General features: G+C 66.6%; 24 protein-coding genes and 2 pseudogenes. 14 read left to right on the forward strand and 12 right to left on the reverse strand.

Annotation, left to right across the window (positions count from 1 at the left end; genetic code table 11):
* Positions 1-49: 49 nt before the first annotated feature.
* Complete coding sequence (locus tag G4G31_RS11905; RefSeq protein ID WP_182991576.1) at positions 50-535, reverse strand: YajQ family cyclic di-GMP-binding protein; 486 nt, start codon at positions 533-535, stop codon at positions 50-52.
* Between the two features lie 149 nt (positions 536-684).
* On the opposite strand from G4G31_RS11905, the gene murB reads away from it, so the two are divergent.
* Entirely contained in the window at positions 685-1713 is a 1029-nt protein-coding gene (murB, locus tag G4G31_RS11910) for a UDP-N-acetylmuramate dehydrogenase (RefSeq protein WP_182991577.1), read from the forward strand.
* Between the two features lie 91 nt (positions 1714-1804).
* Here the strand turns inward: murB and G4G31_RS11915 are convergent, their stop codons facing one another.
* A complete protein-coding gene (locus G4G31_RS11915; RefSeq protein ID WP_182991578.1) occupies positions 1805-2803 on the reverse strand; it encodes a diguanylate cyclase domain-containing protein in 999 nt (332 codons plus the stop codon).
* A 150-nt stretch (positions 2804-2953) separates the two neighbouring features.
* Between G4G31_RS11915 and G4G31_RS11920 the strand changes: the two genes are divergently transcribed.
* Positions 2954-3679 (forward strand): SDR family oxidoreductase, encoded by a 726-nt coding sequence (locus G4G31_RS11920; RefSeq protein WP_182991579.1) that lies wholly within the window; start codon positions 2954-2956, stop codon positions 3677-3679.
* A gap of 102 nt (positions 3680-3781) precedes the next feature.
* Here G4G31_RS11920 and G4G31_RS11925 read toward each other — a convergent pair whose 3' ends face one another.
* The 5 genes from G4G31_RS11925 to G4G31_RS11945 all read right to left on the reverse strand — a co-directional run bounded on the left by G4G31_RS11925 (position 3782) and on the right by G4G31_RS11945 (position 9042).
* Complete coding sequence (locus G4G31_RS11925) at positions 3782-5014, reverse strand: argininosuccinate synthase (RefSeq protein ID WP_182991580.1); 1233 nt, start codon at positions 5012-5014, stop codon at positions 3782-3784.
* A 106-nt stretch (positions 5015-5120) separates the two neighbouring features.
* Positions 5121-6056 carry an ornithine carbamoyltransferase gene (gene argF / locus G4G31_RS11930; protein WP_182991581.1) on the reverse strand — a complete coding sequence of 312 codons (936 nt, stop codon included), beginning with the start codon at positions 6054-6056 and terminating at the stop codon, positions 5121-5123.
* 408 nt (positions 6057-6464) lie between these two features.
* Complete coding sequence (gene rsgA, locus G4G31_RS11935; RefSeq protein ID WP_182991582.1) at positions 6465-7412, reverse strand: ribosome small subunit-dependent GTPase A; 948 nt, start codon at positions 7410-7412, stop codon at positions 6465-6467.
* A complete protein-coding gene (locus G4G31_RS11940; RefSeq protein ID WP_229425555.1) occupies positions 7409-7753 on the reverse strand; it encodes a 4a-hydroxytetrahydrobiopterin dehydratase in 345 nt (114 codons plus the stop codon). Before G4G31_RS11940 ends, rsgA begins: the two co-directional genes overlap by 4 nt.
* Positions 7750-9042: a M48 family metallopeptidase gene (locus G4G31_RS11945; protein WP_182991583.1), complete on the reverse strand. Its 1293-nt coding sequence runs from the start codon at positions 9040-9042 to the stop codon at positions 7750-7752. The genes G4G31_RS11940 and G4G31_RS11945 overlap by 4 nt, the downstream gene beginning before the upstream one ends.
* Before the next feature lie 47 nt (positions 9043-9089).
* Between G4G31_RS11945 and orn the strand changes: the two genes are divergently transcribed.
* The 3 genes from orn (at position 9090) to G4G31_RS11960 (ending at position 12294) form a co-directional block, all read left to right on the forward strand.
* Positions 9090-9686 carry an oligoribonuclease gene (gene orn, locus G4G31_RS11950; RefSeq protein ID WP_182991584.1) on the forward strand — a complete coding sequence of 199 codons (597 nt, stop codon included), beginning with the start codon at positions 9090-9092 and terminating at the stop codon, positions 9684-9686.
* A 113-nt stretch (positions 9687-9799) separates the two neighbouring features.
* The gene (locus G4G31_RS11955) at positions 9800-11860 is read left to right on the forward strand and encodes an ATP-binding protein (RefSeq protein WP_182991585.1); all 2061 of its coding nucleotides are present in this window, start codon (positions 9800-9802) and stop codon (positions 11858-11860) included.
* A 35-nt stretch (positions 11861-11895) separates the two neighbouring features.
* The gene (locus G4G31_RS11960; protein WP_182991586.1) at positions 11896-12294 is read left to right on the forward strand and encodes a response regulator; all 399 of its coding nucleotides are present in this window, start codon (positions 11896-11898) and stop codon (positions 12292-12294) included.
* Here G4G31_RS11960 and G4G31_RS11965 read toward each other — a convergent pair.
* Positions 12276-13238, reverse strand: coding sequence for an MBL fold metallo-hydrolase (locus G4G31_RS11965; RefSeq protein ID WP_182991587.1), 963 nt, complete (start codon positions 13236-13238; stop codon positions 12276-12278). The genes G4G31_RS11960 and G4G31_RS11965 overlap by 19 nt on opposite strands.
* A 415-nt stretch (positions 13239-13653) precedes the next feature.
* Here G4G31_RS11965 and G4G31_RS25905 point away from each other — a divergent pair, with 415 nt between their 5' ends.
* The 3 genes and pseudogenes from G4G31_RS25905 to G4G31_RS25915 all read left to right on the forward strand — a co-directional run bounded on the left by G4G31_RS25905 (position 13654) and on the right by G4G31_RS25915 (position 14542).
* Positions 13654-14064 (forward strand): HPP family protein, encoded by a 411-nt coding sequence (locus G4G31_RS25905; protein WP_229425556.1) that lies wholly within the window; start codon positions 13654-13656, stop codon positions 14062-14064.
* Between the two features lie 86 nt (positions 14065-14150).
* Positions 14151-14240, forward strand: a pseudogene (locus G4G31_RS25910) (hypothetical protein); the annotation flags it as partial.
* Positions 14241-14401: 161 nt separating this feature from the next.
* Positions 14402-14542 (forward strand): CBS domain-containing protein, encoded by a 141-nt coding sequence (locus G4G31_RS25915; RefSeq protein WP_229425557.1) that lies wholly within the window; start codon positions 14402-14404, stop codon positions 14540-14542.
* 106 nt (positions 14543-14648) lie between these two features.
* On the opposite strand, the gene G4G31_RS11975 is transcribed toward G4G31_RS25915, so the two are convergent.
* Positions 14649-15341, reverse strand: a complete 693-nt coding sequence (locus G4G31_RS11975; protein ID WP_182991588.1) for a UPF0149 family protein — start codon at positions 15339-15341, stop codon at positions 14649-14651.
* A 115-nt stretch (positions 15342-15456) separates the two neighbouring features.
* On the opposite strand from G4G31_RS11975, the gene G4G31_RS11980 reads away from it, so the two are divergent.
* The 3 genes from G4G31_RS11980 (at position 15457) to G4G31_RS11990 (ending at position 18940) form a co-directional block, all read left to right on the forward strand.
* On the forward strand, positions 15457-16467 hold the full coding sequence (locus G4G31_RS11980) for a serine/threonine protein kinase (RefSeq protein WP_182991589.1): 1011 nt from the start codon (positions 15457-15459) through the stop codon (positions 16465-16467).
* A 391-nt stretch (positions 16468-16858) separates the two neighbouring features.
* Positions 16859-17926 carry a hypothetical protein gene (locus tag G4G31_RS11985; RefSeq protein ID WP_182991590.1) on the forward strand — a complete coding sequence of 356 codons (1068 nt, stop codon included), beginning with the start codon at positions 16859-16861 and terminating at the stop codon, positions 17924-17926.
* A 42-nt stretch (positions 17927-17968) separates the two neighbouring features.
* The gene (locus tag G4G31_RS11990) at positions 17969-18940 is read left to right on the forward strand and encodes a hypothetical protein (protein ID WP_182991591.1); all 972 of its coding nucleotides are present in this window, start codon (positions 17969-17971) and stop codon (positions 18938-18940) included.
* Between the two features lie 258 nt (positions 18941-19198).
* On the opposite strand, the gene G4G31_RS11995 is transcribed toward G4G31_RS11990, so the two are convergent.
* Both G4G31_RS11995 and G4G31_RS12000 read right to left on the reverse strand, forming a co-directional pair.
* Complete coding sequence (locus G4G31_RS11995) at positions 19199-19615, reverse strand: hypothetical protein (RefSeq protein WP_182991592.1); 417 nt, start codon at positions 19613-19615, stop codon at positions 19199-19201.
* Between the two features lie 125 nt (positions 19616-19740).
* On the reverse strand, positions 19741-20799 hold the full coding sequence (locus G4G31_RS12000; protein ID WP_182991593.1) for a DUF475 domain-containing protein: 1059 nt from the start codon (positions 20797-20799) through the stop codon (positions 19741-19743).
* A gap of 187 nt (positions 20800-20986) precedes the next feature.
* On the opposite strand from G4G31_RS12000, the gene G4G31_RS12005 reads away from it, so the two are divergent.
* The 3 genes and pseudogenes from G4G31_RS12005 (at position 20987) to G4G31_RS12015 (ending at position 26088) form a co-directional block, all read left to right on the forward strand.
* Positions 20987-21406, forward strand: coding sequence for a divergent PAP2 family protein (locus tag G4G31_RS12005; RefSeq protein WP_182991594.1), 420 nt, complete (start codon positions 20987-20989; stop codon positions 21404-21406).
* Between the two features lie 262 nt (positions 21407-21668).
* Positions 21669-22835: an efflux RND transporter periplasmic adaptor subunit gene (locus G4G31_RS12010; RefSeq protein ID WP_182991595.1), complete on the forward strand. Its 1167-nt coding sequence runs from the start codon at positions 21669-21671 to the stop codon at positions 22833-22835.
* Positions 22836-22838: 3 nt separating this feature from the next.
* Positions 22839-26088, forward strand: a pseudogene (locus tag G4G31_RS12015) (efflux RND transporter permease subunit).
* 224 nt (positions 26089-26312) lie between these two features.
* On the opposite strand, the gene G4G31_RS12020 reads toward G4G31_RS12015, so the two are convergent.
* Positions 26313-26795, reverse strand: coding sequence for a hypothetical protein (locus G4G31_RS12020; protein WP_182991596.1), 483 nt, complete (start codon positions 26793-26795; stop codon positions 26313-26315).
* Positions 26796-26839 lie beyond the last annotated feature (44 nt).

The raw sequence follows: 26839 nt of genomic DNA on the forward strand, positions 1-26839 counted from the left end.
GCGACGCAGGAGGCCGCGTTCGCGGACCCCGCACGACACGAGCGATCCATTAGTCGCGGAAATTGTTGAACGCCAGCGGCAGGTCCTGCACATCCTTGCGCAAGAGCGCCATGGCCGCCTGCAGGTCGTCGCGCTTGGCGCCGGTGACACGCACGGTTTCGCCCTGGATCGAGGCCTGCACCTTCATCTTGCTTTCCTTGATCGCCTTGGTGATCTTCTTGGCGTCTTCGGTCTCGATGCCGTTGCGCACCTTGATGAGCTGCTTGACCTTGTCGCCGCCGATCTTCTCGACCTTTTCCTCGTCGAGGAAGCGGACGTCGACCTTACGCTTGGTCATTTTATTGACCAGCACGTCCTTCACCTGGCTCAGCTGGAAGTCGGAGTCGGCGAACAGAGTCAGTTCGCGTTCCTTCTGCTCGACCTTGGCCGAGCTGCCCTTGAAGTCGAAGCGGGTGGTGATTTCCTTGTTCGATTGCTCAACGGCATTCTTTACTTCAACCATGTCTGCTTCGCAGACCACGTCAAACGATGGCATGGCGGTTCCTTTTCGGGTTTCTCTATTATTGCAAATTCATAAGTGGCAGTATTTTAACGGACTGGCCGGAATAGAACGACCGTTTTTGCCGTCAGGACAGGGCTTACCCCTATAATCGACCCGTTTTCGCCTTTGCCCATCCCGACACCATGCACTCCACGCTCCCGATCGAACACGACGTTTCGCTGCAAGCTTTCAATACCTTCGGCCTGCCGGCAAGGGCGCGCCGCTACCTGCGCGTGTCGGACCCCGCCCAGCTCGACGGGCTGCGCCAGGACCCGGAAGCCGCGAGCCTGCCCCGTTTCGTGCTCGGCGGCGGCAGCAACGTGCTGCTCACGCGCGATGTCGAGGCACTGGTGCTGCACATGGCCATCCCCGGTCGCGAAATCGTGGGCGAGGAGGGCGATGCCGTGCTCGTACGCGCCGGCGCCGGCGAGAACTGGCACGCCTTCGTCGACTTCACGCTGTCCCAGGGCCTGGGCGGGCTGGAAAACCTGTCGCTGATCCCCGGCACGGTCGGCGCCGCACCGATCCAGAATATCGGGGCCTACGGGCTCGAAATCAAGGATGTGTTCCATTCGCTCACGACCTACGACCTGGCCAGCGGCGCACGGCGGGTGCTGGCAGCTGCCGATTGCCGCTTCGGCTATCGCGACAGCCTGTTCAAGCATCCCGAAGGCGCGGACCTGGTCGTGCTCGACGTCACTTTTGCGCTGCCGCGCGCCTGGCGGCCGAACCTGCGCTACGCCGAGCTGGCCCAGGCCGCCGAGGCCGCCGGCCTGGCCGACCCGACGCCGCGCCAGGTCAGCGACCTGGTCGTTGCCATCCGACGCCGCAAGCTGCCCGACCCGGCCGACATTGGCAATGCCGGCAGCTTCTTCAAGAATCCGGTCGTCAGCGCGGCGCAGTGCACGGCGCTGCTGGAGCGTTTCCCGCAACTGGTGCACCATGCGCAGCCCGACGGCAGCGAGAAGCTGGCCGCAGGCTGGCTCATCGACCAATGCGGCTGGAAGGGGAAAAACCTGGGCGCGGCCGGCGTTTATCCGAGGCAGGCGCTGGTATTGGTGAACAATGGCGGCGCGACCGGGGCCGAGGTGCAGGCGCTGGCGCGGGCGATCCAGGACGATGTGCTGGCACGCTTCGGGGTGGCACTGGAGCCGGAGCCGGTGTTCGTGTGAGGCAATGAGTCCGGGGTGCTGGCGGACGGCCGGGAGGACCCGTCAAACGACGGGCAGTGCGAACTGCTCGCCCGCACCCGGCCTCGGGCAATTAGGCCCTGAAGGCCACCACCCGGTTGCGCCCGCGCGCCTTGGCCGCTTCGATCGCCTCGCCGGCGCGCGTTACCACGCCCTCGAACTGGGCATCGTCCTGCGGCACCGTGGTGGCCACGCCGACCGAGATGGTGACGATGCGGCGCTGCGGTTCCGGATGCGAGAGGGCCAGGCGCTCGATGGCGGCGCGGCAGGCCTCTGCCACCTGCACCGCGCCGTCCAGGCCCGTGTCGGGCAGCAGGATCGCAAACTGCTTGCCGTCGAAACGCGCCGCCACGTCGGCCGCGCGCTTGAGCTGGCCGGTGAGCACGCCAGCCAGGCGGCGCAGGCAGATATCGCCCGCGTCGCGCCCTAAACGCTCGTTGAAATAATCGAAATTGTCGACGTCGCACAGCAGCAGCGACAGCGGCTGGCTGCTGCGGCGCGCGCGCTGCCATTCGCCCTGCGCGACCTCTTCGAAACGGCGGCGGTTCGGAATCCCGGTCAGGTTGTCGTAGCCGGCCAGGCGGTCGAGCTCGGCCTGGATGCGCGCCAGCGCTTCTTCTGTCTGGCGCAGGCGGCGCAGGGCATCGTCGCGCTCCAGCGCTGCGCGCGAAGCAAGCGCATGGTAGCGCAGGCGCGCCAGCATTTCGGTGCGGCTCGGCAGGCCGGCCAGGTAGTCGCTGGCGCCGGCGGCGAAGGCGGCCTCGCGGCCCTGCGCCGCGGCATCGTCGCTTGCCTGCGGTGCCAGCACCAGCAGAGGCAGCTCGCGCGAGCGCCTGTCGTCGCGGCAGGCGTGCAGGAAAGCGTGGTCGTCGGCGTCGGCCAGCGCGCGCACGATCAGCGAAGGACGCAGGCTCGCCACCTGTTCCAGCGCGCGCTCGGCGTCGGTCAAGACCAGTTCGATGTCGTCGACGCCGGCAAGCATCTCGCGCAAGGCGGCGGCGGCAGGCGGCGCGCCGACCAGCAACACGCGGCAGGGAGCGTTCTGGAACTGGACGGCGGAGGTGGATGGCATCGGATTGGCTGAGGTGAGCATGAACCTCGATTCTACCCCGAGGTATCGTCGGAATGTTGCTTTTTGGCGACGGCCGCTGCTGGCTTACAACGGAATCGAAGGCCTGCGCGTGATCCGTTATGCTTGCGCCAATTCGCAAGGAGAAACACCATGAAAGCAATCGTTACCGGATACTCGAAAGGCCTGGGCGCGGCCATCGCCGCCGAACTGCTCGGGCGCGGGATCCCTGTGCTGGGCCTGGCGCGGGGACGGGCGCCCGATCTGGCTGCGCGCTTCCCCGATGCCTTGCAGGCGGTGGAACTCGACCTGGCCGACCCGGCCGCGCTGACCGCCTTCCTGGCGGGCGGCACGCTGGCAAGCTGGGTGCAGGGCAGCGACATGGTCCTGCTGGTCAACAATGCCGGCGTGGTGTGGCCGGTGGGGCCGCTGGCCGAGCAGGATCCTGCAGCCGCCGTGCAAGCGGTGACGGTCAACGTGGCGGCGCCGCTGGCGCTGGCCGCCGCCGCCGTCCGCGCGTCGAACGGCGCCGAGCGGCGCATCCTGCACGTGTCGAGCGGTGCCGGACGCAGCGCCTATCCCGGCTGGAGCGTGTACTGCGCCACCAAGGCTGCGCTCGACCGCCATGCCGAGGCGGTGGCGCTGGACGGCGACGCGTCCGTGCGCTGCTGCAGCCTGGCGCCGGGCGTGATCGACACCGGCATGCAGGCCGAGATCCGCGCCACGCCGGAATCGCGCTTTCCGATGAAGGAACGCTTCGTGCAACTGAAGGCCCAGGGCGGACTGAATTCGCCCGAAGCCTGCGCGTGCGCGCTGGTCGACTACCTGCTGGCGCCGCGTTTCGGCAGCAAGCCGGTGGACGATTTACGCAACGCGTGAACCTGCAGGGTGGGGTAATCGAGGCCCCGCCTCGATTATCCCACCCTACGAAAAGCGACAAAAAAGCCGCCCGGAGGCGGCTGTCGTTCCTGCGCGGCGAGATTACTGCCCGCGCTTGGCCCGCGCCTTGGCCGCGATGCGCATGCGCAGCGCGTTGAGCTTGATGAAGCCGCCCGCATCGGCCTGGTTGTAGGCGCCGCCGTCCTCGTCAAAAGTAGCGATGTTCATGTCGAACAGCGAGTCCGTTTTGGAGTCGCGCGAGACCACGATCACGTTGCCCTTGTAGAGCTTGATGCGCACCCAGCCGTTCACGGTCGCCTGGGTGTGGTCGATCAGCGTCTGGAGTGCGACGCGCTCCGGCGCCCACCAGTAGCCGTTATAGATGAGCGAGGCGTAGCGCGGCATCAGGTCATCCTTCAGGTGCGCCACTTCGCGGTCGAGCGTGATCGATTCGATCGCGCGGTGGGCGCGCAGCATGATGGTGCCGCCCGGGGTCTCGTAGCAGCCGCGCGACTTCATGCCGACGTAGCGGTTTTCCACCAGGTCGAGGCGGCCGATGCCGTGCTTGCCGCCCAGGCGGTTCAGCTCCGTCAGCACTTCGGCGGGCGACATGCGCTTGCCGTTCAGCGCGACGATGTCGCCGCGCTCGTATTCGATGTCGAGGTACTCGGCTTCGTCCGGTGCCGCTTCCGGGCTCACCGTCCAGCGCCACATCGATTCCTCGGCTTCCGCGCTCGGGTTCTCCAGGTGGCGGCCTTCGAAGCTGATGTGCAGCAGGTTGGCATCCATCGAATAGGGCGCGCCGCCGTTCTTGTGCTTCATGTCGACGGCGATGCCGGCGTCCTCCGCGTACTTCAGCAATTTTTCGCGCGACAGCAGGTCCCACTCGCGCCATGGGGCGATGATCTTCACATCGGGTTTGAGCGCATAGGCACCGAGCTCGAAGCGCACCTGGTCGTTGCCCTTGCCGGTCGCACCGTGCGAGACGGCATCGGCGCCGGTCTCGTTGGCGATCTCGATCAGGCGCTTGGCGATCAGGGGACGCGCGATCGAGGTGCCCAGCAGGTACTCGCCTTCATAGACGGTGTTAGCACGGAACATCGGGAACACGAAGTCGCGCACGAATTCCTCGCGCACGTCGTCGATGTAGATGTTTTCCGGCTTGATGCCGAACTTGATGGCCTTGGCGCGTGCCGGCTCGAGTTCTTCGCCCTGGCCGAGGTCGGCCGTGAAGGTCACGATCTCGCAGCCGTAATGGTCTTGCAGCCATTTCAGGATGACGGAGGTGTCGAGGCCGCCCGAGTAGGCGAGAACTACTTTTTTGATGTCGCTCATGGAGATTCCAGTGTGGAGGGAGGTGGGTAGGTCAGCCGGCCCGCTGTCCAAAAACAGCGGGACCGACGATCAAACTAAAGGTGCTGCAGGGTTCAACTAACAATAATCAGGTGGTCTCCAACCTGCCGAGCAGCAGGTATTCGATCAGTGCCTTCTGCACGTGCAGGCGGTTTTCGGCTTCATCCCAGACCACCGACTGCGGTCCGTCGATCACCTCGGCCGCGACTTCCTCGCCGCGGTGGGCCGGCAGGCAGTGCATGAAGATGGCATCCGGATTGGCGCGCGCCATCTTGGCGGCATCGACGATGAAGCCGTCGAAGTCCTTCAGGCGCTGGGCGTTTTCCTTTTCAAAACCCATGCTGGTCCACACGTCCGTGCTGACCAGGTGCGCGCCTTCGCAGGCATCCGATGGGTTGTCGAAACGCGTGTAGCGGTTTGTGGAGACCAGCGCCGGGTCGAGGTCGTAGCCCTGTGGCGTGGAGATATTCAGGTGGAAGCCGAACACTTCAGCCGCCTGCAGCCAGGAGTAGAGCATGTTGTTGGCGTCGCCGATCCAGGCAACAAGCTTGCCGGCGATCGGGCCGCGGTGCTCGTAGAAGGTGAAGATGTCGGCCAGCACCTGGCAGGGATGGTGTTCGTTGGTCAGGCCATTAATCACCGGCACGCGCGAGTGGGCCGCGAAGCGCTCGATGATGTCCTGGCCGAAGGTGCGCACCATGATGATGTCGCACATGCGGCTCATCACCTGGCCCGCGTCTTCCACCGGCTCGCCGCGACCCAGCTGGCTGTCGCGCGTGTTCAGGTAGATCGCCGCGCCGCCCAGCTGGTGCATGCCGGCTTCGAAGGACAGGCGCGTGCGCGTCGAGCTCTTCTCGAACACCATCACCAGCGTGCGGTCGACCAGCGGGTGGTAGACCTCGTAGGCCTTGAACTTGCGCTTGATGACCTTCGCGCGCTCGATGACGTATTCGAATTCGTCGAGGGAGAAGTCGGAGAACTGCAGAAAATGTTTGATCGGCTTGATCGCGTCGGCGCCTGGCATATCGTGTCTTGGATGCTGTTATCCAGCTGATTATAGAGGGTTTCTACAAGATATGCGGCAGTGCGTCATTTGTGGCGCCAAGGCGCAGGTCTGGGGTCAGGTCTGACATTTGGACACGACCTCAAGCGTATCAGAGCCAGGCAAGCGCGCTTTTCTCGAGCAAGGCTGAGTCCCGTGTCCGAATGTCAGACCTGACCCCGGCCCTTTGGTTGTCAGGGCGCAGGTCTGGGGTCAGGTCTGACATTTGGACACGACCTCAAGCGTATCAGGGCCAGGCAAGCGCGCTTTTCTCGAGCAAGGCTGAGTCCGTGTCCGAATGTCAGACCTGACCCCAGCACTTACCCATTGTTTCTCAAGCAAGGCAGAGCTCGTGTCCGAATGTCAGACCTGACCCCGGCCCTTTGGTTGTCAGTACAAGGTCTGCGCGGATTCGTGGAGCAGCTGTCCGTACAGCTCGTGGCGGTGCTTGGCGATCTTGCCCTCGCGGACAGCCTCGAGCACGGCGCATTGCGGCTCGGCCAGGTGGCGGCAGTTGTAGTACTTGCAGCCGCCGAGGTAGGGCTTGAACTCGACAAAGGCCCGTTCCAGCATGCCTTCTGACAGGTGATACAGGCCGAATTCCTGGAAGCCGGGTGAATCGATGATGGCTGCGCCTTCACCTGCCTCGCCAGGCAACCAGTACAGGCGCGTGAACGTCGTGGTGTGCTTGCCGGTGTCGAGCGCCGCCGAGATTTCGCGCACGGCGATGTCGGCGTCCGGCACCAGCAGGTTGATGAGCGAGGACTTGCCCATGCCCGACTGGCCGATGAAGATCGACGATTGCCCGGCCAGCAGGGGCCGCAACACTTCCAGTGCGTGCTCGGGATGGGCGCGTGCCGATACCTCGTGCACCGGGTAGCCGAGCGAAGCGTACACGCCGGCACGTTCGCGCGCGCGCGGCAGCAGGTCGGTCACGTCGGTCTTGTTCAGGATCAGGTGGGCCTCGATGCCGGCCGCCTCGGCCGCCACCAGCGAGCGCGAGACCAGGTCGTCGGCAAATCCCGGTTCGGTCGCCACCACGATGAACAGGCGCGAGATGTTCGCCGCCAGCAGCTTCGACTTGTACTGGTCAGAGCGGTAGAGCAGGGTGCTGCGCTCGGCGATGTCCTCGATGACGGCCTGGTCGTTCGAGGTGCGCTTCAGGTGGACAACGTCGCCGACCGCCACGTTGGTCTTCTTGCCGCGGGTGACGCACTGGAGCAGTTCACCGCCGGCGTCGGCCAGGTAATGGCGGCCGTGGGCGGCGATGATGGTGCCGCGCATGGCGCCGCCGTCGGCCGCGCCCTTGCTCTCGCCTTTGTTCTTCTTGTCGTTCATGCGCGGGTTCGTCCTTCGTAGAGTGCGTCGGCTTTCGCCGCGCAGATGAAATCGTTCAGGGAGACGGCGTTGCCCGCCGAATGGGTGGTGTAGGCGACGACGCAGTGGCGGTAGCGCACGGTCAGCTCCGGATGGTGGTCCTCGCGGTGGACCATCCACGCCAGCGCGTTCACGAAGGCGATGGTTTCGTGGTAGTCCTTGAACGCGTAAGTACGCTCGATGCGCGGTCCGGCGAGGCGCCAGTCGGGCACCTGCGCCAGCAGCGATGCGAGTTCGTCGCTCCCGAGCGCCGGTGCGCCGTGGGTGCAGTGCAGGTCGGTCAGCATCACAGCTGAGCTCATGCGCCGGCGGCGCGCATCTGGGCGCCCAGGTGGGCAATCCGCACCGAGGCCGGCGGGTGCGAGTCATAGAACGCCGAGTGCAGCGGATCGGGCGTCAGCGTCGAAGCATTGTCCTCGTACATTTTCACCAGGGCGGACACGAGGTCGCGCGCGTCGCTATGCTGCGCGGCGAAGGCGTCGGCCTCGAACTCGTGCTTGCGCGAGGTGATCGAATTGAGCGGTCCAAGGACGAAGGTGAAGATCGGCAGTACCAGCGCGAACAGCAGCAGGGCCATCGCGTCGTCCGCGTTCGGTGGCATCGTCGGCGCCAAACGCAGCGGCATCACGCCCAGGCCGGTGTAGAACCAGGCCTGCTCCTTCAGGTAGCCGAGCAGCGCCAGGAAGGCCAGCGACAGCGCGAACATCACGACGATGCGCTTGACGATGTGGCGCAGCTTGAAGTGGCCCAGTTCATGCGCCAGCACGGCCTCGATTTCCTGCGGCGCGAGGCGCTCGACCAGGGTATCGAAGAAGACGATGCGCTTGGCTGCGCCGAAGCCGGAGAAATAGGCATTGCCGTGGGCGCTGCGGCGGCTGCCGTCCATCACGAACAGGCCCTTCGATGCGAAACCGACGCGCGCCATCAGGCCCTCGATGCGGCTCTTCAGAGCTTCGTCGGCGAGCGGGGTGAACTTGTTGAACAGCGGCGCGATCACGCTCGGGTACAGCACCATCATCAGCAATTGGAAACCGCTCCAGACGAACCAGGTCCACAGCCACCACAGCGAACCGGTGGTTTCCATCAGTTTCAGTACCACCCACAGCAGCGGCAGGCCGATGACCGCGCCAACCAAGGCGCCCTTGACCATGTCGGTCAGCCACAGCGAGACGCGCATCTTGTTGAAGCCGAAGCGTTCTTCCAGCACGAACTGGCGGTAGTAATCGAAGGGCAGGTCGAGCAAGCCTGAGACGATGGCGAACGCCGTCACCAGGGCGATCTGATGTAGCATGCCGGGACCGGTCCACCCAAGCAGGGTAGTCGACATGGCCTGCAGGCCGCCCAGCAGCGTGAAGCCGATCAGGGTCAGGCCGCCGAAAAGGAGGCCGGCGATGCCGAAGCGGGTGCGGGCAACCGTGTAGTCGGCGGCTTTCTGGTGGGTGTCGAGCGAGACTTTGGCTGCAAATTCGCTTGGCACCTTGCCGCGGTGGCGCAGCACGTGACCGATCTGGCGGGTGGACAGCCAGAAGCGCAGGGCGAGCGTGCCTACCAGGAAAACGACGAACAAAACCGAAAACGCGAGTGAAGACATTCAGTGCCTGTGAGAAAATGCAGGATTGATTAGGCAAAGAGAGAATTATGTCACAAGCCACCGATTCCGCAGTATCCGCAACCCCTGCCACGCCCGCCGGGCGCCCGAACGAGATGAACCTCGTCTGGGTCGACATGGAAATGACCGGGCTCGACCCGGACACCGACCGTATCATCGAAGTCGCCGTCGTCGTCACCGACATGCACCTGAACGTGCTGGCCGAGGGCCCCGTCTTCGCCATCCACCAGTCCGACGAAACGCTCGACAAGATGGACAACTGGAACAAGGGCACCCACGGCAAGTCCGGCCTGATCGACCGCGTGAAAGCCTCCACCGTCACCGAGGCGGACGCCGAAGTCGCGCTGATCGCGTTTCTCAAGAACTTTGTCCCGGCCGGCAAGTCGCCGATGTGCGGCAATACCATTTGCCAGGACCGCCGCTTCATGGCACGCGGCATGCCGAAGCTGGAAGCCTTCTTCCACTATCGCAACCTGGATGTGTCGACACTGAAGGAACTGTGCCGCCGCTGGAAGCCGGAACTGGCGTCGGGCTTCAAGAAGCACCAGAAGCACACGGCCCTGGCCGACATCATCGAGTCGGTCGAAGAGCTCAAGTACTACCGCGAGCACTTCATCAAGCTGTAAGTCACGCCACGGATCGGCCGCCGCGCGCGGCCGTCCATCCACATTGGCTCATACGGCTCAGCGACATAACAATTGTGTTCCAGCACGGTGCAGTCCTGTGCCAGAATCACGGGATGCCCCGAATTCACCATAGCGGTTCACCGAAGGCCCAGTCGGCCGTACGCTCGCTCATTGCCGCGCGCGACTGGAGCGGCCATCCGCTCGGCCATCCCGACCGTTGGCCCGCCGAACTGGCGACCGCGGTCGGGATGACGCTCAACTCCTCGTTCCCGATGTTCGTCGCCTGGGGCGCGGAGCTGCACCTGCTCTACAACGACGCCTATGCCCAGATCATGGGCACCAAGCACCCGGCCGCACTGGCCCAGCCTTTCAAGCAGGTCTGGGCCGAGATCTGGGACGACCTGGTGCCGATCATCGACCGGGCGCTGTCGAACAAGCCCGCCTTCTTCCAGGACCTGCCGCTCACCATCGTGCGCCAGGGCTATCCCGAACAGGCCTGGTTCACCTTTTCCTATGCGCCTCTGGAAGACGCCGCCGGCAACGTCGCCGGCATGTACTGCACCGTCATCGAGACCACCGACCGCGTCCAGGCCGAGCGCCGCGCCGCGCTCGAACTGAAACTGTCGGACGCGCTGCGCCCCCTCAGTGCCCCGAGCGAGGTACTGGCCACGGCCAGTGCGCTGCTCGGCCAGGAACTGCGCCTGACACGCGCGCTCTATGCCGAAGTGGACGACGAGGCCGGCACCTTCCATACGCCGCGCGAGTGGAGCGGGCCGGGGATGGAACACCTGTCGCGCGAAAGCTTCCCGATCGCCGAGTTCGGCACCGAGCTCATCAAGGTGCTGCGCGCCGGCGAGACCCTGATCATCGACGATGCCTTCCTTGACCCGCGCACCGCCGGCTTCCCGCAGCGCTATATCGAGGAAAACATCCGCGCCGTGCTGACCGTGCCGCTGGTGCGCGGCGGGCGCCTGGTCGCCTTCCTCAGCCTGAATCGCGCCGAGCCCTACCGCTGGAGCGCGAACGACGTGCGTTTTACGCGCGATACCGCCGAGCGTACCTGGGCCGCGCTCGATACGGCACGGGCCCAGGCCGAGCTGCGCGCCGAGCGCGACCGCAGCCGCTACATCTTCGACACCATGCTGGAAGGTTTTTCGCGGGTGGCGCCGGACTGGACCCTGGTGGAGATGAATGCCGAAGGCCTGCGCATCTGCCGCAAGACGGCCGCCGAGGTCGTCGGGCGCAACCACTGGGACGTGTTTCCCGAGGTGGCCGCGACCAATGCGGGGGCGATGCTGATGCGTACCATGCGCGAGCGCGTGCCCGGCGCCGTCGAGCACAGGGTACCGGACGCCGAAGGACGCCTGGGCTGGCACGAACTGCGCGCCTTCCCGACCCAGGACGGCGGCATGGCGATCTTCTTTCGCGACATTACCGACCGCAAGCTGGCCGAGAGCAAGCTCAAGGCGGCCGACCAGCGCAAGGACGAATTCCTGGCCATGCTGGCGCACGAGCTGCGCAACCCGCTGGCGCCGATCAGTGCCGCCGCCCAGCTGCTCGACATGGGCGCACTCAACGAAACCCGGGTGCGCCAGAGCAGCGCCATTATCGGACGCCAGGTGCGCCACATGACACGCCTGGTGGACGATTTGCTGGACGTGTCGCGCGTCACGCGTGGATTGATCGAACTCGACAAGGTGCCGCTGGACGTACGCAACATCGTCGACGAAGCGATCGAACAGGTGCGCCCGCAACTGGCGGCGCGGCGCCAGCGCCTGGGAGTGCACCTGCCGTCGACGCCGCTGGTGGTCGAAGGCGACCGTGCGCGTCTGGTGCAGGTGCTGTCCAACCTGCTCGGCAATGCCGTGAAGTATTCTCCGGACGAGCGTGCCATCGAAGTGAGTGCGCGGCCAGAGGGAGAGCGCCTGGTGCTGACGGTGGCCGACGAGGGCATCGGCATGGAGCGCGAATTGACGGAACGCGCCTTCGACCTGTTCGCCCAGGCCAAGCGTTCCTCGGACCGCTCGCAGGGCGGCCTGGGACTGGGCCTGGCGCTGGTGCGCAACCTGGTCGAACTGCACGGCGGCGAGGTGGCCTGCGCCAGCTCCGGGCCGGGGCGGGGCAGCACTTTCACGGTGACGCTGCCGCTGGCGGGGCGCTCCCCTCGCTTGTGACTGGCGCGCGTCCGGCGCGTGCGGGAGGCGTCGGCATGTCGGTGCTGGTCGTCGACGACAACATCGACGCGGCCACCACCCTGGCGATGCTGCTCGAAGCGGCCGGACACCGGGTCGCGGTCGAACACGCGCCGCTGGCGGCCATCGAACGGGCCCGCGCGCTGCGTCCCGACGTCTGCCTGCTCGACATCGGGCTGCCCGGCATGGACGGCATCGAGCTGGCACGGCGCCTGCGCGCGCAGCGTGAGAGCGCGGGCGCGCTGCTCGTGGCGGTGTCCGGCTACGGCCAGGAAGCGGACCGCCACGCCGCCCCGGGAGCGGGGTTTGCCCACCACCGGTCAAGCCGGTCGATTTCGACGCGCTTGCCGCGCTGCTCGCCTCCAACGGCAGCGAGCGCGTCGGGGGCGCTAGGCGATCAGCGCATCTGCGTGTAGTTGACCGGGACCCAGCGGTAGCCCTTGCCCTCGCTGCGCAGGTAGCCCAGTCCCGGGAACTGCAGGTGGGCGCCGCCGATCAGCGCGCCCTCCTTGGCGGCGGCGTCGAACACCTTCTTGCGCGCGGCGGCTGCCGCTTTCTGGTCGCTGTCGAAGCCGATCGTCACCGCCGGATTATCGAACTGCACCGCCGCCACGTGGATCAGGTCGCCGACGAGAACCAGCTTCTTGCCGCCGCTTTCGACCACATAGGTCGCGTGGCCGGGCGTGTGGCCCTGGGCGCCCTGGACGCGGATGCCGGGGACGAGCTCGCCATCGCTGTCGAAGGGCTTGAACTTGCCGCTCTTGATGTAGGGGTCGAGCGTGGCCATCGCGTTCTTGAAGAAGTCCCTGGCTTCCGCCGGCGCCTTGTCCATGTTCGCCTGGCTCAGCCAGAAATCGGCCTCCTGCTTCGACGCGCGCACGATTGCATTCGGGAAGGCGATCTTCGACTGCGCCAGCAGGCCGCCGAGGTGGTCGCTGTGGAAGTGGGTGATATAGACCTCGTCGACCTGCTCGGGCGTATAGCCGGCGGCCTTCATGTTCGCCAGCAGCTTGCCCAGGGTCGGGCCGAACAGCGCCCCGGCGCCGGTGTCGATCAGGACCAGCTTCTTGCCGGTGTTGACGAGGAAGGCATTGTCCGAGGTTTCGAGCGGCGTCTTCAGGTGGGCTTTCGCCAGCGCGCCGGTCGTCTTGTCGGCCTTCTGGTTCAACAGTTTCTCCACCGGCAGGTCGACCGTTCCGTCCGACAGCGGGGTGATCTCGAACTCGCCCAGCATGGTGCGGAAATAGCCCGGGGCAGGGGTCTTGGCCATCGGCGCGGCGGCGAAAGCGGGAGCGGCGATGCAGGCGGCGGCGCAGGCGGCGGCCAGCAGGCGCAGGGTGGATGGCAGAGCTCGGGTCATGGGTTCTCCTCGTCGTTGATGTTGTTGGATACGGAACTTAGATACTGAACAATGCTGGGTATCGTACATGAATGCCGGGGAGCGCGTGAGTACCGGCGAAGGCTGGGACATCGCTTATGCGTCCCGGGCAAGCCGACGCCGCTTGTGGTGTAATAGCCGTCTTTGCCCGGAATTTCCACGGAATGCGAGTCACCTTCGTCCAGTGGCTGCACGGCTTCCTGCCGCAGCCGCTTGCCGCCAGCGGCGCCGAGCGCATGCGCGCCGTTGCCGGCGCCTGCGTTGGCCTGCTGGCCACAGCCCTGCTTTCCCACCTGCTCGCGCCGCAGCTGTCGGCCTGGCTGGTCGCCCCGATGGGCGCCTCCGCCGTGCTGCTGTTCTGCGTACCGGCCAGCCCCTGGCCCAGCCCCGGTCTGTCGTGGGCGGCAATACCGTGTCGGCCCTGGTCGGCGTCGCCTGCGCGCACCTGCTGCCCGATCCGGCGCTGGCCGCGCCCCTGGCCGGCGCCCTGGCGATCGGCACCATGTTCGCGCTGCGCTGCCTGCACCCGCCGGGCGGGGCGGTGGCACTCACCGCGGTGCTGGGCGGCCAGGCCGTGCATGACGCCGGCTTTGCCTTCGCCTTCATGCCGGTGGCGCTGAACTCGGCCCTGATCGTCGGCGCCGCCCTCGTCTACAACAACGCCACCGGCCGGCGCTACCCGCACCTGCCGCACGCGGCCGACCGCAACGTGCATGCCACCGGCGACGCGCTGCCCGCCGAGCGGCTCGGCATCACGGAGGAAGACCGGAAGCGGCGCTGCTGCGCTATGGCGAAGTGCTGGACGTGAGCCGCGACGACTTGCTGGCGATCGTCGACGACGCCCGCCAGATCGCGCTGCAGCGCCACTTCAAGGAGCGCACCTGCGGCGAATTGATGTCGACCCATATCATCGCCCTCGGCCCGCGCGACACGCTCGAGCATGCGCGCGAACTGCTGTTGCGCCACCGGGTGCAGTCGCTGCCGGTGCTGGACGAGACGCGCCACCTGCGCGGGGTGCTGGCGCAAGAGGACCTGCTGCGCCATTCCGGCTGGATCGCGCGCCTGCGCCACCGGTGCCGGGCGCCGCGCCGCGCGTGCAGGACGCCATGCGCCAGCGCGTGGTGGCCCTCGACGTTGCCGCGCCGATGGCCCAGCTGGTGCCGCTGCTGCGCGACGAGGGTTATCACCAGGTGGCGATCACGGGGGAGGACGGGGTGATGGTGGGGCTGGTCAGCCAGTCCGACCTGCTGGCGGCCTTGCTCGAAGAGCGGATCGAGCACGCCTAGGCGCGGCGGCCATTCCCGGCCGGGCACCCGTCCAAGCCGCGTCAGGGGCGAAAAAAAACCGGGGCAGACCCCGGTTCTTCCATCCAGCCGTACTACAGGCCGGGAATCACGCCGACTCCGCCCCGCAGCATTTCTTGAACTTCTTCCCGCTGCCGCAAGGGCAGTCGTCGTTGCGGCCCACCTTCGGCGTCTCGTGGCGCACGGTCTCGACCGCGGCCTTGCGCAGCGGCAGCCAGTAGCGGTGGATCGCCGGCAGGTTCGCTTCGATTTCCAGCGCCAGCTGGTGTGCCTTGACAGGGTCTTCGACCAGCGGCAGTTCGGCTTCCTCGATCTCGTCGGCACCCAGCAGGTAGAGCGGACGCATCAGTTCGGCCACCTCGGATTCCCAGATCGGGTCCCAGGAGCCGGGGCGCAATTCCATGCCTTCCCAGAAACCCCAGCACCAGGCTTCGGCGTCGATCAGGGTCTGGCCGGCGTGCTCGTGCTCGCAGTAGAGCGGCTCGAATTCCTTGGGCGCCACCTCGAAGGTGATCAGCACTTCGTTCATGAAGCGCATGATCAGGTTGAGGATGCGTTCTTCTTCCTTGGCATTCTTCCACTTCGGCGCCTGCTTGCCGTCCTCGCCCCAGACACGCGGCAGCCACTCGGCCGGCATGATGGTTTCCGGCCCGATCGCAATGGCCGTCAGGTAGCCGTGCAGGGTGTCCATCGTCATCGCGTCTTCCGGGCTGCGCTCGGAGAGGAGGAATTGGTCGAGTTCGTCGAATTCTTTTTCGGTCAGGGGCTGTTCGAGTTGCATGTCAGGGTCTTCGTTGCGGATGCGCGGGAACCGGGCGGCTCCCAAAGGCTGCCAGTGTAACGCCTTGGAGGCGTGCAGTGCGCGAAATAGGCCGCGCCGCCTTACAATGACGATCATGCACAACGAGTCCACCCCCACTTCGCCCGACGCCGGCCACCCGTTTTCCAGCCTCGACCCGGGCCGCGTGCTCGACGCGCTCGACAGTGTCGGCCTGCGCGGCGACGGCCGCCTGCTGGCCCTGAACAGCTACGAAAACCGGGTCTACCAGGTCGGGCGCGAGGAGGGGCCGCCGGTGGTCGTCAAGTTCTACCGTCCGGCGCGCTGGAGCGATGCCGCCATCCTCGAGGAACACGCGTTTGTCGCCGATCTGGCCGAGCAGGAAGTGCCGGTGGTGCCGGCCGACATCATCGACGGCCGTACGCTGCACAGCTTCGAAGGCTTTCGTTTCGCCGTCTTTCCGCGCCGCGGCGGGCGCGCCCCGGAACTGGACGACCCCAAGGTGCTGGAGTGGATCGGCCGCTTCATCGGGCGCATCCATGCGCTTGGCGCGACATCGGCCTATGCCGAGCGGCCCACATTGAACCTGCAAACCTTCGGACGCGAGCCCTTCGACTTCCTGCTGCGACACGACTTCATCCCGCACGAACTGCGCGCGACCTGGGCCAGCGTCGTCGAGCAGGCCTTGGCCGGCGTGGCGCGCTGCTACGAACGCGCCGGCACCGTGCCGCTCCTGCGCCTGCATGGCGACTGCCACGTCGGCAATGTGCTGTGGACGGATGCCGGGCCGCATTTCGTCGACTTCGACGACAGCCGCATGGGCCCGGCGGTGCAGGACCTGTGGATGCTGCTGTCCGGCGAACGCCATGAGCAGGTGCGGCAACTGTCCGACGTGCTGGCCGGCTACGAGGACTTCTGCGATTTCGATCCGCGCCAGCTCTACCTGGTCGAAGCCCTGCGCACGCTGCGCCTGGTCCATTACGCGGGCTGGCTGGCGATGCGCTGGGACGATCCCGCCTTTCCCGCCGCTTTTCCCTGGTTCAATACCCAGCGCTACTGGCAAGACCGCATCCTCGAGCTGCGCGAGCAGGTTGCACTAATGGATGAGCCGCCGCTCTGGCCCGTGTAGAGCGCGTTCTCGGGATACGGCTGAGCAGAAATGCGGGGTGAATACCGCGCAGTTCCAAGTGACATGATTGTCGTGTTTGACGGATAATGGTTTGGCGCGAGCGCGCGCCCAGCCAACCCGAGAACACCCATGGACAGCCAATCCGCACCACACGACGATACCGACTTCACGATCGACCTGCCTGAGTCGCAGGCTGCGCACGTTCCGGCCGCTGCGCCTGCCGGGCGCCCGCTGGAGCAGGGGGCGATCAAGGAAGCGATCGCCCGGGTCGAGGCCGAGGCCAAGGCGAACGTCGCCGCCGAGTCGCGCGCCCATGCCGAGGCGCACGCCCGCTCGCTGGCCGAGGAACGCGCCGCCATGGATGCCCAGGCCGCTGCCGCCGCGCTGGCCAATGCCCGGGCGTCCGAGCAAGCCATCGAAGCGAACCGCGCCCGCCTGGAAACCCCTGCGCGCCGCCGCCCAGGCCTCGAACGAGCGCCTCGAAGCGATGCGCCTGGAAACGGCCGACCTGCGCGCGCGCGTGCAGGCCGACCACGACAGCCGCATCGCCACCGAAGCACGCGCCCGCGCCGCCGAGGAAGCGCGCCGCCGCGCCGCCGAGCAGCTCGAAGCGGAAGCGGCGATGGCCGAGGAAGCCGCGCGCGCGGCCGAGGAATTGCTGGCCCAGACCGTCGAGGCCCGGCGCCAGGCTGCCGAGCGCCTGGCCGCGGTGCAGGCCGCCCGCGAGGAAGTGCTGCACAACGCCGCCGCCGACGCGCGCGTGGCCGTGCTGGCGCGCGAACGCGAACGGGCCGAGAAGGCGGCGCGCCAGACCGCGGAAAAGCTGGCCGAAACCGAGGCCGAAGCACTGGAACTGGCACGTCAGCGCGAACGCGCCGACCAGGTCGCCCTGTCCTCGGCCTTCGCGCGCGCCGCCGCCGAGGCCCGTGCACTGGAGGAGGCACGCGCGCTGGCCCACGTCGAACACGAACGCGAAGCGATTGCCCAGGCCCAGGCCGACTCCCAGCGGGTGGCGGCCGACACGTTGCGCACCCGCCTGCAGCTGGAAAGGAATTGCGCGACGCCGCGATCCACCGCGAGCGGGTCGAACACATGGCGGCAGCCAGCGCCGAGGCACGCATCGAAGCGGAGGCGCGCATTGTCGCTGCCACCGAGGCGCGGATCGAGTCCGACCGCAAGCTGCGCGAAGCGGCCGAGCTGCGCGCCGCGGCCGAACAGGAAGCGAGCCGGCAAGTGGAAGTGCGCCTGCAGGCCGAACGCGAAGCGGCAGCCCACGCCGCCCAGCGCGCCGAGGCCGACCGGCTGGCCGCGGCTGCGGCCGCGCGCGACGCCGAGGAACAGCAGCGCGAGCGAGCGCTCGCCGAGGAGCGCGCCGCGCAGGGCGCGCCGCTGCCGAAAGCGCGCGCGGCCGCCAACGCCGCCCAGGAGGCCGAACTGGCGGCCCAGGCCGAGACAGTAGCCGCCCAGCGTGAAGCGGCCGAACTGGCCGAGCGCCGCGCCCGTGAAGCCGAAGCCCCTGGCCGCCGCCGAGCGTGCCCATGCCGAGGCGGAAGAAGCCGCATTGGCGCGGCTGCAGGAAAAACTCGCCGTCGAACGCGAACTGGAAGCGGCCGCGCGTGCGCGCGTCAAGGCCGACGAAGAGCAGGCGCGCCTGCTGGGCGAGCAGCTGGTCGCCGAGGAACGTGCCGCGCGGGCGCGCCAGCTGGCGCTCGAGGCCCAGCGTGCCCAGGCGGCGCAGGCGCTGGAAGCGGCGCAGCAGGAAGAAGCCGCTGCGAGGCGCGAGCAGGCCGCGGCCCTGGCAGCCCAGGCGCAAGCGGCCGCGGCCGCGGAGCGTTCGCGCATCCAGGCCGAACACGCGGTGATGGAGGAAGCGCGCCTGGCGGCCGCCACGACGGCGCTCGAGACCGAACGCCAGGCAGCCGAGGCGGCACGCGCGGCGCTGGACATGGCCGAACAAAGCGCCGCCGCCCAGCGCCGCCAGGCCGAGCTGGAAGCGCGTGCGAATGAAGCAGCGGCTGCGCGCCTGGCCTCCGAACAGGAAGCGGCCCTGGCCGCACGGGTGCGCCAGGAAGCCGAGGAAGAAGCCGCACGCCTGGCCCGCGAACGCGAACAGGCCGAGGCGGCAGCGGCCCAGGCGGCCCTGGAAAAGCGCGATGCCCAGCGCGCGCTGCTGGAACACGCCCAGGCCCACGCCGAGATGCAGCGCAAGACGGCAGCCACCACCTTGCAGATGGCGCAGGCGCGGCGCGAGTTGCTGGAGCTGGAAACGAAGCGGCTGGAAGAGCAGGCCGCCGAGCTGTCGGCCACCGAGGACGCCATCAACGAACGCAAATCCGATGCGCGCCGGCGCGCCGCCTCGGAAAACATCACCCGCGAAGTCCTTGGCCGCCTGAAGCAGCAGCCGTCGGCACAGCAGGCCGCAGCCCGGCTGGCCGAAGTGATCATGAACCAGCGGCGTTCGGGGCTGGAGTAGGGTGGGGTGAATGAGGCCGGTGGCCTCATTCACAGATTCGCGCGGACGCCGTAGGGTGGGCACCCCGTTGTGAAGCCGTAATTGAGGCCCCCGGCCTCAATTACCCCACGCGGAACGATGATCTGTGTTGGCGGCTCTACTGCACAGCGTTGGCTCGAACAAGCGTCAACATCATTCCGCGTCCAGCGCTAACACCATTCATGCGTCCGCGTGGGCACGGGGTGCCCACCCTACGCATCATCCGGCGCCAACAATGTATTACATCCCCGCCGGCGCGTCGCTCGGCGCGACCGGGTTGCGCGGTCCGGTATGCACGCCGGTGACGAAATACTCGGTCTCGCCGAAGCAGGAGGTCGGCACGCCGCGGTGCTGTTCGTAGCTGATCTCGACGCGCTGGCCCATGGTCGACTCGAGCTGCTTGACCAGCTTGTCGTCGCGCACGGTAAAGGCGAAACGCTCGGGAATCGCGCCGGGCATGCTCGAGAGCAGGATTTCGCCTTCCCAGGTCTTGCACAGCCAGCCCTTCTTCGAGAACTTCTGCAGGTAGCCGGCGCGGGTACCTTCCGAGTACGACCAGGTCAGGGTGAACCAGGTGTACAAGCCCGCCAGCACCACGAGGGCGGCGATCAGGGAGAGCAGGATGGCGATGGCGCGTTGCGGCAGGGCTTTCGGCATGGTTGGTATCGTCGGTCAGGTAAGGAAGAAAACAGGTCAGGGCGCAAGGGCGCGCCGTGGCGACATTCTGCCACGGCGTCCGGGATTGTCAAAATGGCAGGCTGGATTGTCGCCAATGCGAGCGGTCACGCCACCTCGGCTTTGTCGCGCGCTTCCTCGAGTTCGTTGCGCTTGCGATGGCGGATCGAGGACCAGAGCGAGACCAGGATGAAGGCCAGCCCCGACAGGCCGGTGAACCATTCCGGAATTTCGTAGTGGACGCTGGCGAACATGATCAGCGCCAGGATGCCGATCGCGTAGTGGGCGCCGTGCTCGAGGTAGACGAATTCCTGCAGCGTGCCCTTGTAGACCAGGAACACGGTCAGCGAGCGCACGAACATGGCGCCGATCGCCAGGCCGAGCATGATGATGACGACGTCATTGGTAATGGCAAAGGCGCCGATCACGCCGTCGAAACTGAAGGAGGCGTCCAGCACTTCCAGGTAGAGGAAGCCGCCGATGCTGCCCTGGGAAATCATCTTGCCGATCGTCGGGTCTTCCTCTTCTTCTTCCAGCAGGCTGCTGATCCAGTCCACTCCGACGTAGACCAGCACGCCGACCACGCCGGAGATCAGCACGGCCAGCTTGCGCTCCTCGGGCATCAGGCTCATCGCGAAGAACACGGCCAGCAAGGTCAGCAGGATGGCCAGGCCCTCGGAGCCGTACTTGCCCACCTTTTCCTCGATCCAGCCGAGCCAGTGCAGCTCCTTTTCGCTGTCGAACAGGAAGTTCAGGAACACCAGCATCAGGAAGGCGCCGCCAAAGGCCGACACTTCCGCGTGGTGCTCGGTGAGGTGGCGCGAGTATTCCTGCGGCGTATCGATGGCCATGTGCCAGACGTCGATCAGGCCGAGGCCGGTAGCGACCGAGACGATCACCAGCGGGAACAGCAGGCGCATGCCGAAGACCGCGACCAGGATGCCGACGGTGAGGAAGAGCTTGCGCCAGAACTCGTTCCAGTGGCGTAGCACCGAGGCGTTGACGACCGCATTGTCGAAGGAGAGCGAGACCTCGAGCACGCCCAGCACCGCCGTGATCCACAAGGCCTGGATCAGGCCCGCCGTGCCGCCGTGCTGGAAGCCCCACCATCCCGCCAGGCCCATCAGCAGGACAGTGACCGCAATGGACAGCTTGAAGTGACGCATGCTTACCCCTTTGATTCCGATATTGGTTGAAATGCCACAGTTCCGTGGCATCTTAACCGTTAGATGCAGGGGAGCGGCGCAGCGCAGGTCGCCGCATGGGGTGGCTTCTGCGATAATGCCGCGCGGAATTACGCTACGCGGACCACCACTGCCCGGATCACCGCTGCTGAACCACTTAAGGAACCCCATGGACTTTGCTTATCTCGTCACGCCGGTACTGACCTGGATGGTCGTCGGCCCCATCAAATTCTTGATCAACAGTGTGCGCCAGCGGCGCTGGGCCTTCAACCTGGTCGGGAATGGCGGCTTTCCGAGCAACCATAGCTCGGTAGTCACGAGCATGGCGACGCTGATCGCACTGCGCCATGGCATCGATCACCCGGCCTTCGGCGTGGCGGTCACGCTCGCCTTCATCGTGATGATCGACGCCAACAGCCTGCGCCAGCACGTCGGCCGCCAGGCTGCCGCCATCAACCGTTTGGCCGCCGGCGCGGCCGGCCACACGACCCTGCGCGAGCGCATGGGCCATACCCTGGTCGAGATCTGCGGCGGCATCGCCACCGGTATCGGCATGGGTTTCCTTATTTATAAGGTTTTTGGCGGCTGATGCGCTGGCTGGGCGGGCAAACCCTGCCCGCCGCGCCTGTCGCGCAAGGGTATTCGCGCTCCCGCGCATGCAGTTCATCGCGCAAATACGCAGTTCATCCATACAAAACCACAACGGGCGGGATCCTCAATTGACTGGTGGGATCGCCTCCGGGATACTGCGCGCTGGCGCTTTTCATTCTCATTCTAATAAGGGCGCCCCGACAAGCCTGCGAGCTGTCCGGGGCCCCAACCATCATCAGAGTCCAACTCGGAGATCCACCATGCTGCGCAACACTCTACTCGTCCTTGCCATCGCGTCGGCCCTGGCCGCCTGCAGCAAGGAGGCGAAGGACCCGGCCAAGCCAGGCCCGAACGCCACCGCCCAGGCCAACCAGAAGGACAGCAAGCCCAGCCATGTGACGGTGGGGCCGGAAGACCTGCTGACGGTGCAGAGCGATGCGCTGGCATCCGGCCCCGTGATCACCGGTTCGGTCCAGCCCGAACGCCGCGCCGACCTGCGCGCCGAAGTCTCCGCCGTCGTGTTGCAGGTGCTTAAGGACAACGGCGAGCCGGTGAAGCGCGGCGACCTGCTCGTGAAACTCGACGAAACGGCACTGCGCGACAGCCTGCTCTCGGCCGACGCCGCCGTACGCGCGGCCGGCCAGGCGCTGGACCAGGCGAACCGCCAGCTCGAGCGCCTGAAAACCCTGCGCGCCTCGGGCATGACGTCGGCCGCCGCTTTCGATGAGGCCGAAGTGCGCCGCAACAGCGCGCTGTCGGAAGTGTCGGCGGCGAAGAGCCGCGCCGCCGTGGCGCGCCAGCAGATCGCCCGCACCTCGGTGCGCGCGCCCTTCGACGGCATCGTCAGCGACCGCAAGGTTTCCAGCGGAGATACCGCCAACGTCGGCAAGGAACTGGTGAAGGTCATCGATCCGAACAGCATGCGCTTCGAAGGACGCGTCTCGACCGACAAGATTGCCAGCGTGAAGATCGGCCAGCCCGTCAAGTTCCATATCAATGGCTACGGCACCCAGCAGTTCAGTGGTGTCGTCAAGCGCATCGACCCTTCGGCCAACGCCGTCACCCGCCAGGTCGAAGTGCTGGTGGGCCTGACCGGCGAACAGCCGCGCGTGGCCGGCCTGTACGCGGAAGGGCGCATCGACGCCGAGAGCTCGAACGTGCTGATGCTGCCGGAAAGCGCCCTGGTGCGGGCCGGCGACAAGACCTCGACCTGGCGCGTGAAGGGCAACCAGCTCGCGAAGGTGGACGTCCAGCTCGGCAGCCGCGACACGCGCACCGGCAACTACGAGATCAAGTCGGGCCTGGCCGCTGGCGACACCGTGCTGCGCAGCCCGGGCTCGAACCTGAAGGATGGCCAGAAAGTGCAGTACACCAACGCAGCCAAGGTGGCCAGCGTCGCCGCGCCGCAGGCCAGCGGAGGAAAATAAGTCATGTTCCTCTCCAATTTCAGTGTCAAGAAGCCGGTCGCCACGATCGTGCTGATCCTGGCGATGATGTGCATGGGGCTCCTGGCCCTGTCGAAGCTGCGCGTCAACCAGAGTCCCGACGTCGAGATCCCGGTCATCGTGGTCAGCATTCCGTATCCGGGCGCCTCGCCCGAGACGGCCGAGCGCGAGATCATCGACCGCCTGGAAAAACAGATGCAGAGCGTGCAGGGCGTGACCGAGGTCGAGTCTTATGCGAACGAGGGCAGTGCCACCCTGGTGCTGCAGTTCGACTTCAAGCGCAACCTGATCGAAGCCTCGGACGACGTGCGCAACGCCATCTCGGCGGTGCGCTACAAGCTGCCCACCGAGATGCGCGAGCCGATCCTGCGCCGCGTCGACCCGTCGGCGCGGCCGATCATGCAGCTGGCCCTGTCCTCGAAGAAGCAGAGCCATTCCGAGATTTCGCGCCTGGCCGAGGATGACCTGGCCGACCGCTTCCGCGCCATCGACGGCGTCTCGACGGTCAACGTGAATGGCTCGCTGCGGCGCGAACTGTCGGTGCTGCTGCGTGCGGACAAGCTGCGCGAATACAACGTCTCGGTGACGGAAGTCGCCAACGCCCTGCGCAACCAGAACACCAATGCACCGGTCGGCAAGGTGCGCGGCGTGCTCGACGAGAAAGGCATCCGCCTGATCGGCCGCATCGAGCGTCCCGAGGACTTTTCGCAGATTGTCGTCAAGCGTAACGGCGACACCATCGTGCGCCTGAACCAGGTGGCCGAGATCAGCGACGGCTTCGCCGACATCGACAGCGCCTCGATCCATAGCGGCGCTCCCAACGTCGGCATCTCGATCGTGCGCTCGCGCGACGCCTCGACCGTGTCGATCGCCAAGCGCGTGCGCGAACTGACCGCCGAGATCAACAAGGAGCTGGCGGACGGCACCGTGCTGACCGTCACCCAGGACGGCGGCGAGGAAGCACAGAGCAGTTTGAACAACGTCATCGAATCGCTGGTCTTCGGCGCGGTGCTGACCGTGTTCGTGGTCTACGCCTTCCTCAACTCGTGGCGCTCGACGCTGATCACCGCGCTGTCGCTGCCGACCTCGGTGCTGGCGGCATTCATCGCCGTCTGGCTGTGCGGCTTTACGCTGAACTTCATGACCCTGCTCGGCCTGTCGCTCGCTATCGGCGTGCTGATCGACGATGCCATCGTGGTACGGGAAAACATCGTGCGCCACATGGAAAACGGTGCCGACCGCCGCAGCGCGGCCCTGAACGGTACCGCCGAGATCGGCATGGCGGTGGCCTCGACGACCTTCTCGATCATGGCCGTGTTCATCCCGGTGGCCTTCATGCCGGGCGTGGCCGGCGAATGGTTCCGTCCCTTCGCGCTGACCGTGACCTGCTCAGTGCTGGTGTCGCTGTTCATCTCCTTCACGCTCGACCCGATGCTGTCGGCCTACTGGGGCGACCCGCCAGGCCAGCACCATGCACCAAAAAAGGGCATTTCGCGCGTGCTGGGCCGCTTCAACGACTGGTTCGACCGCCAGGCCAGCCGCTACGGCAACGTGATTGCCTGGGCGCTGCACCATCGCCGCTGGATGGGCGTGATTGCCTTCCTCAGCCTGGTTGCCGCCATCGCGCTGCAATCGACCGTGGGCGGCACCAGCTTCCTGCCCAAAGGCGACGGCAACAAGATCATGATCGAGGTGCGTACCCCGGCTTCGTCGAGCCTGCGCTATGCGCGCCTGAAGATGGAGCAGGCGGCAAGGCTCGCCCACGACATGAAGGAAACGCGCGCCACCGACGTCGTGGTGCGACCGAATGGCGGCCAGGTCTATGTCGAAATCGGCAAGCGCAACACCCGTAACCGTACGGCGGCCGAGATCGGTGCCGACCTGCGTGCCAGGGTGGCCAGCCTGGTGGGCGCCGAGTACACGGTGATCGACGACCTGGGCGGTGGCGGCAAGCCGGTGCAGATCGAGTTCACCGGCGCCGACTCGCGCAAGCTGATGGAGCTGACCTCGCTCTACATGGAGAAGCTGCGCCAGGTGCCGGGCGCGGTGGACGTGACGCTGTCGCAGCAGGATCCGAAGAACGAGCTGCAGATCGAGCTCGACCGCGGCCTGGCGAACTCGATGGGCGTGTCGGTGGGCGACGCCGCCACCGCGCTGCGCGTGGACCTTTGCCGGCATCGAGGTGGGCGACTGGGTCGACCCGACCGGCGAGACGCGCGACGTCGCGGTGCGCCTGCATCCGGACGACCGGGTCAACATCGAGAACATCGAGCGCCTGCCGATCGCGATTGCCGGCACCAATACCATGGTGCCGCTGGAGCAGATCGCCCGCATCAGCATGGGCAAGGGTCCATCGGAAATCCAGCACAAGGACGGCAAGCGCGTGATCACGGTCTCGGCCAATGTCCAGGGCCGCTCGAACGGCGAGGTCACGGCCGACGCGATGGCGCTGGCCAAGACCTTCGATTTCCCGCCAGGCTATGGCCTGGCCCTGGGCGGCGCCGGCAAGGACCAGCAGGAGCTGTTCCGCGAGATGACGATTGCGCTCCTGAGCGGCATCGGCCTGATGTACCTGATCCTGGTGATGCAGTTCGGTTCGTTCACGGCGCCGCTGGGCGTGATGCTGTCGCTGCCGCTGTCGCTGATCGGTGTGGTGCTGGCCCTCATCATCACCCGCGGCACCCTCAACCTGATGAGCTTTATCGGCATCATCATGCTGATGGGCCTGGTGGCGAAGAATGCGATCCTGCTGCTCGAGGCCGCCCGTACGCTGGAACACGAAGGCTATGACCGCGAAGAAGCGCTGATGAAGGCGGGGCGCCTGCGCCTGCGTCCGATCCTGATGACGACCTTTGCGCTGATCGCCGGCATGCTGCCGGTAGCGCTGGCCCTCGGTCCGGACGGCAAGTTCTACCAGCCGCTGGCGGTGGCCATCATCGGCGGCACGATCACCTCGACGCTGCTGACGCTGCTGGTGGTGCCGACCTTCTACGACAGCATCGAGTTCGCCCGCGAACGCATGGCGGTCAAGTTCCATCGCCGTGCCGAGCGCTGGACCGTGCTGCCGGCCTTCCTGATGACCTTCATCGAGGCCATCCTGACGCTGGTGCTGGTGCGCTTCGTGTACCGCATGATCGTCGGCGCCGGGCGCTTCGTCACCGGCCGTGGCCGCAAGCGCGGCGAGCCGGTGCCGCTGGTGAAGAAGCCACGCCGCGAGGCCGCCGAGAAGGTATGATTTCCCGCCGGTTCCGATAGAGAAAAAGCCCGCGCATGCGGGCTTTTTCCTGCTGCTTGCACAGTGGCCTGTCACGGAACACCCGTGCAGCGCCGCGCCCGTTGTGCGGGCAGCTGCGCGTGGGCGGGGCGGCACCTTCGCAGCTGTCTGGCGCATGCCTGCCGGGCTGGCAGTGCCTTTGCGCTTTCCAGGTCCGGGTGCGAGTCCGGCGCCGCCCTGGGGCATCAGTGATTGCCGCCTTCGTGTCCTGCACCCGGCTTGGTCGAGGCAGGACCGGTGCCGGTGGTGTCGCCGGTGTGGCCGACGGTCTTGCTGCCGGGAGCCGAGGTGGCCTGGGTCGGGCTGCCGCCCGGATTGGCGCCGCCGGTGGTGCCGCCCTTGCCGTCGACGACAACCGCGCCGTCCACGCCGCTGGCGCCGCCGGATGCGCCAACGCTGTCCTGCTTGGTCGATTCCTCGTTGCCGACAGTGCGCGGCGTCACGTTGGTGTTGTACTCGGTCGACGAGAGGCCGGCATTGCCCGCGTTGCCGGTGCCGGCGACGGTGCCGTCGGCCGAGCTGTTACCGGCACCTGGCGTCCTGCTCGTCACCGCGGCGGCGTCGCCTTCGCCGCCGATACCCGCGTCTTTCTGTTTGCAGCCACCCAGCAGGGCAGCCAGCACGGCAGCGGTCACGACGAGGGTAGGGAAGGTGGATTTGGTGTTCATCATGATGTCCTTGTCTAATCGATGCTGCCGGCACGCCCTGGTTT

Source organism: Massilia sp. Se16.2.3 (genome assembly GCF_014171595.1).
GTDB lineage: Bacteria > Pseudomonadota > Gammaproteobacteria > Burkholderiales > Burkholderiaceae_D > Telluria.

Bases quoted from the DNA above. Each gene is read 5' to 3' on its own strand.
- G4G31_RS11905 (WP_182991576.1), bottom strand. From the start codon at position 535: ATGCCATCGTTTGACGTGGTCTGCGAAGCAGACATGGTTGAAGTAAAG.
- murB (WP_182991577.1), top strand. From the start codon at position 685: ATGCACTCCACGCTCCCGATCGAACACGACGTTTCGCTGCAAGCTTTC.
- G4G31_RS11915 (WP_182991578.1), bottom strand. From the start codon at position 2,803: ATGCCATCCACCTCCGCCGTCCAGTTCCAGAACGCTCCCTGCCGCGTG.
- G4G31_RS11920 (WP_182991579.1), top strand. From the start codon at position 2,954: ATGAAAGCAATCGTTACCGGATACTCGAAAGGCCTGGGCGCGGCCATC.
- G4G31_RS11925 (WP_182991580.1), bottom strand. From the start codon at position 5,014: ATGAGCGACATCAAAAAAGTAGTTCTCGCCTACTCGGGCGGCCTCGAC.
- argF (WP_182991581.1), bottom strand. From the start codon at position 6,056: ATGCCAGGCGCCGACGCGATCAAGCCGATCAAACATTTTCTGCAGTTC.
- rsgA (WP_182991582.1), bottom strand. From the start codon at position 7,412: ATGAACGACAAGAAGAACAAAGGCGAGAGCAAGGGCGCGGCCGACGGC.
- G4G31_RS11940 (WP_229425555.1), bottom strand. From the start codon at position 7,753: ATGAGCTCAGCTGTGATGCTGACCGACCTGCACTGCACCCACGGCGCA.
- G4G31_RS11945 (WP_182991583.1), bottom strand. From the start codon at position 9,042: ATGTCTTCACTCGCGTTTTCGGTTTTGTTCGTCGTTTTCCTGGTAGGC.
- orn (WP_182991584.1), top strand. From the start codon at position 9,090: ATGTCACAAGCCACCGATTCCGCAGTATCCGCAACCCCTGCCACGCCC.
- G4G31_RS11955 (WP_182991585.1), top strand. From the start codon at position 9,800: ATGCCCCGAATTCACCATAGCGGTTCACCGAAGGCCCAGTCGGCCGTA.
- G4G31_RS11960 (WP_182991586.1), top strand. From the start codon at position 11,896: ATGTCGGTGCTGGTCGTCGACGACAACATCGACGCGGCCACCACCCTG.
- G4G31_RS11965 (WP_182991587.1), bottom strand. From the start codon at position 13,238: ATGACCCGAGCTCTGCCATCCACCCTGCGCCTGCTGGCCGCCGCCTGC.
- G4G31_RS25915 (WP_229425557.1), top strand. From the start codon at position 14,402: ATGGCCCAGCTGGTGCCGCTGCTGCGCGACGAGGGTTATCACCAGGTG.
- G4G31_RS11975 (WP_182991588.1), bottom strand. From the start codon at position 15,341: ATGCAACTCGAACAGCCCCTGACCGAAAAAGAATTCGACGAACTCGAC.
- G4G31_RS11980 (WP_182991589.1), top strand. From the start codon at position 15,457: ATGCACAACGAGTCCACCCCCACTTCGCCCGACGCCGGCCACCCGTTT.
- G4G31_RS11985 (WP_182991590.1), top strand. From the start codon at position 16,859: ATGCCCGGGCGTCCGAGCAAGCCATCGAAGCGAACCGCGCCCGCCTGG.
- G4G31_RS11995 (WP_182991592.1), bottom strand. From the start codon at position 19,615: ATGCCGAAAGCCCTGCCGCAACGCGCCATCGCCATCCTGCTCTCCCTG.
- G4G31_RS12000 (WP_182991593.1), bottom strand. From the start codon at position 20,799: ATGCGTCACTTCAAGCTGTCCATTGCGGTCACTGTCCTGCTGATGGGC.
- G4G31_RS12005 (WP_182991594.1), top strand. From the start codon at position 20,987: ATGGACTTTGCTTATCTCGTCACGCCGGTACTGACCTGGATGGTCGTC.
- G4G31_RS12010 (WP_182991595.1), top strand. From the start codon at position 21,669: ATGCTGCGCAACACTCTACTCGTCCTTGCCATCGCGTCGGCCCTGGCC.
- G4G31_RS12020 (WP_182991596.1), bottom strand. From the start codon at position 26,795: ATGAACACCAAATCCACCTTCCCTACCCTCGTCGTGACCGCTGCCGTG.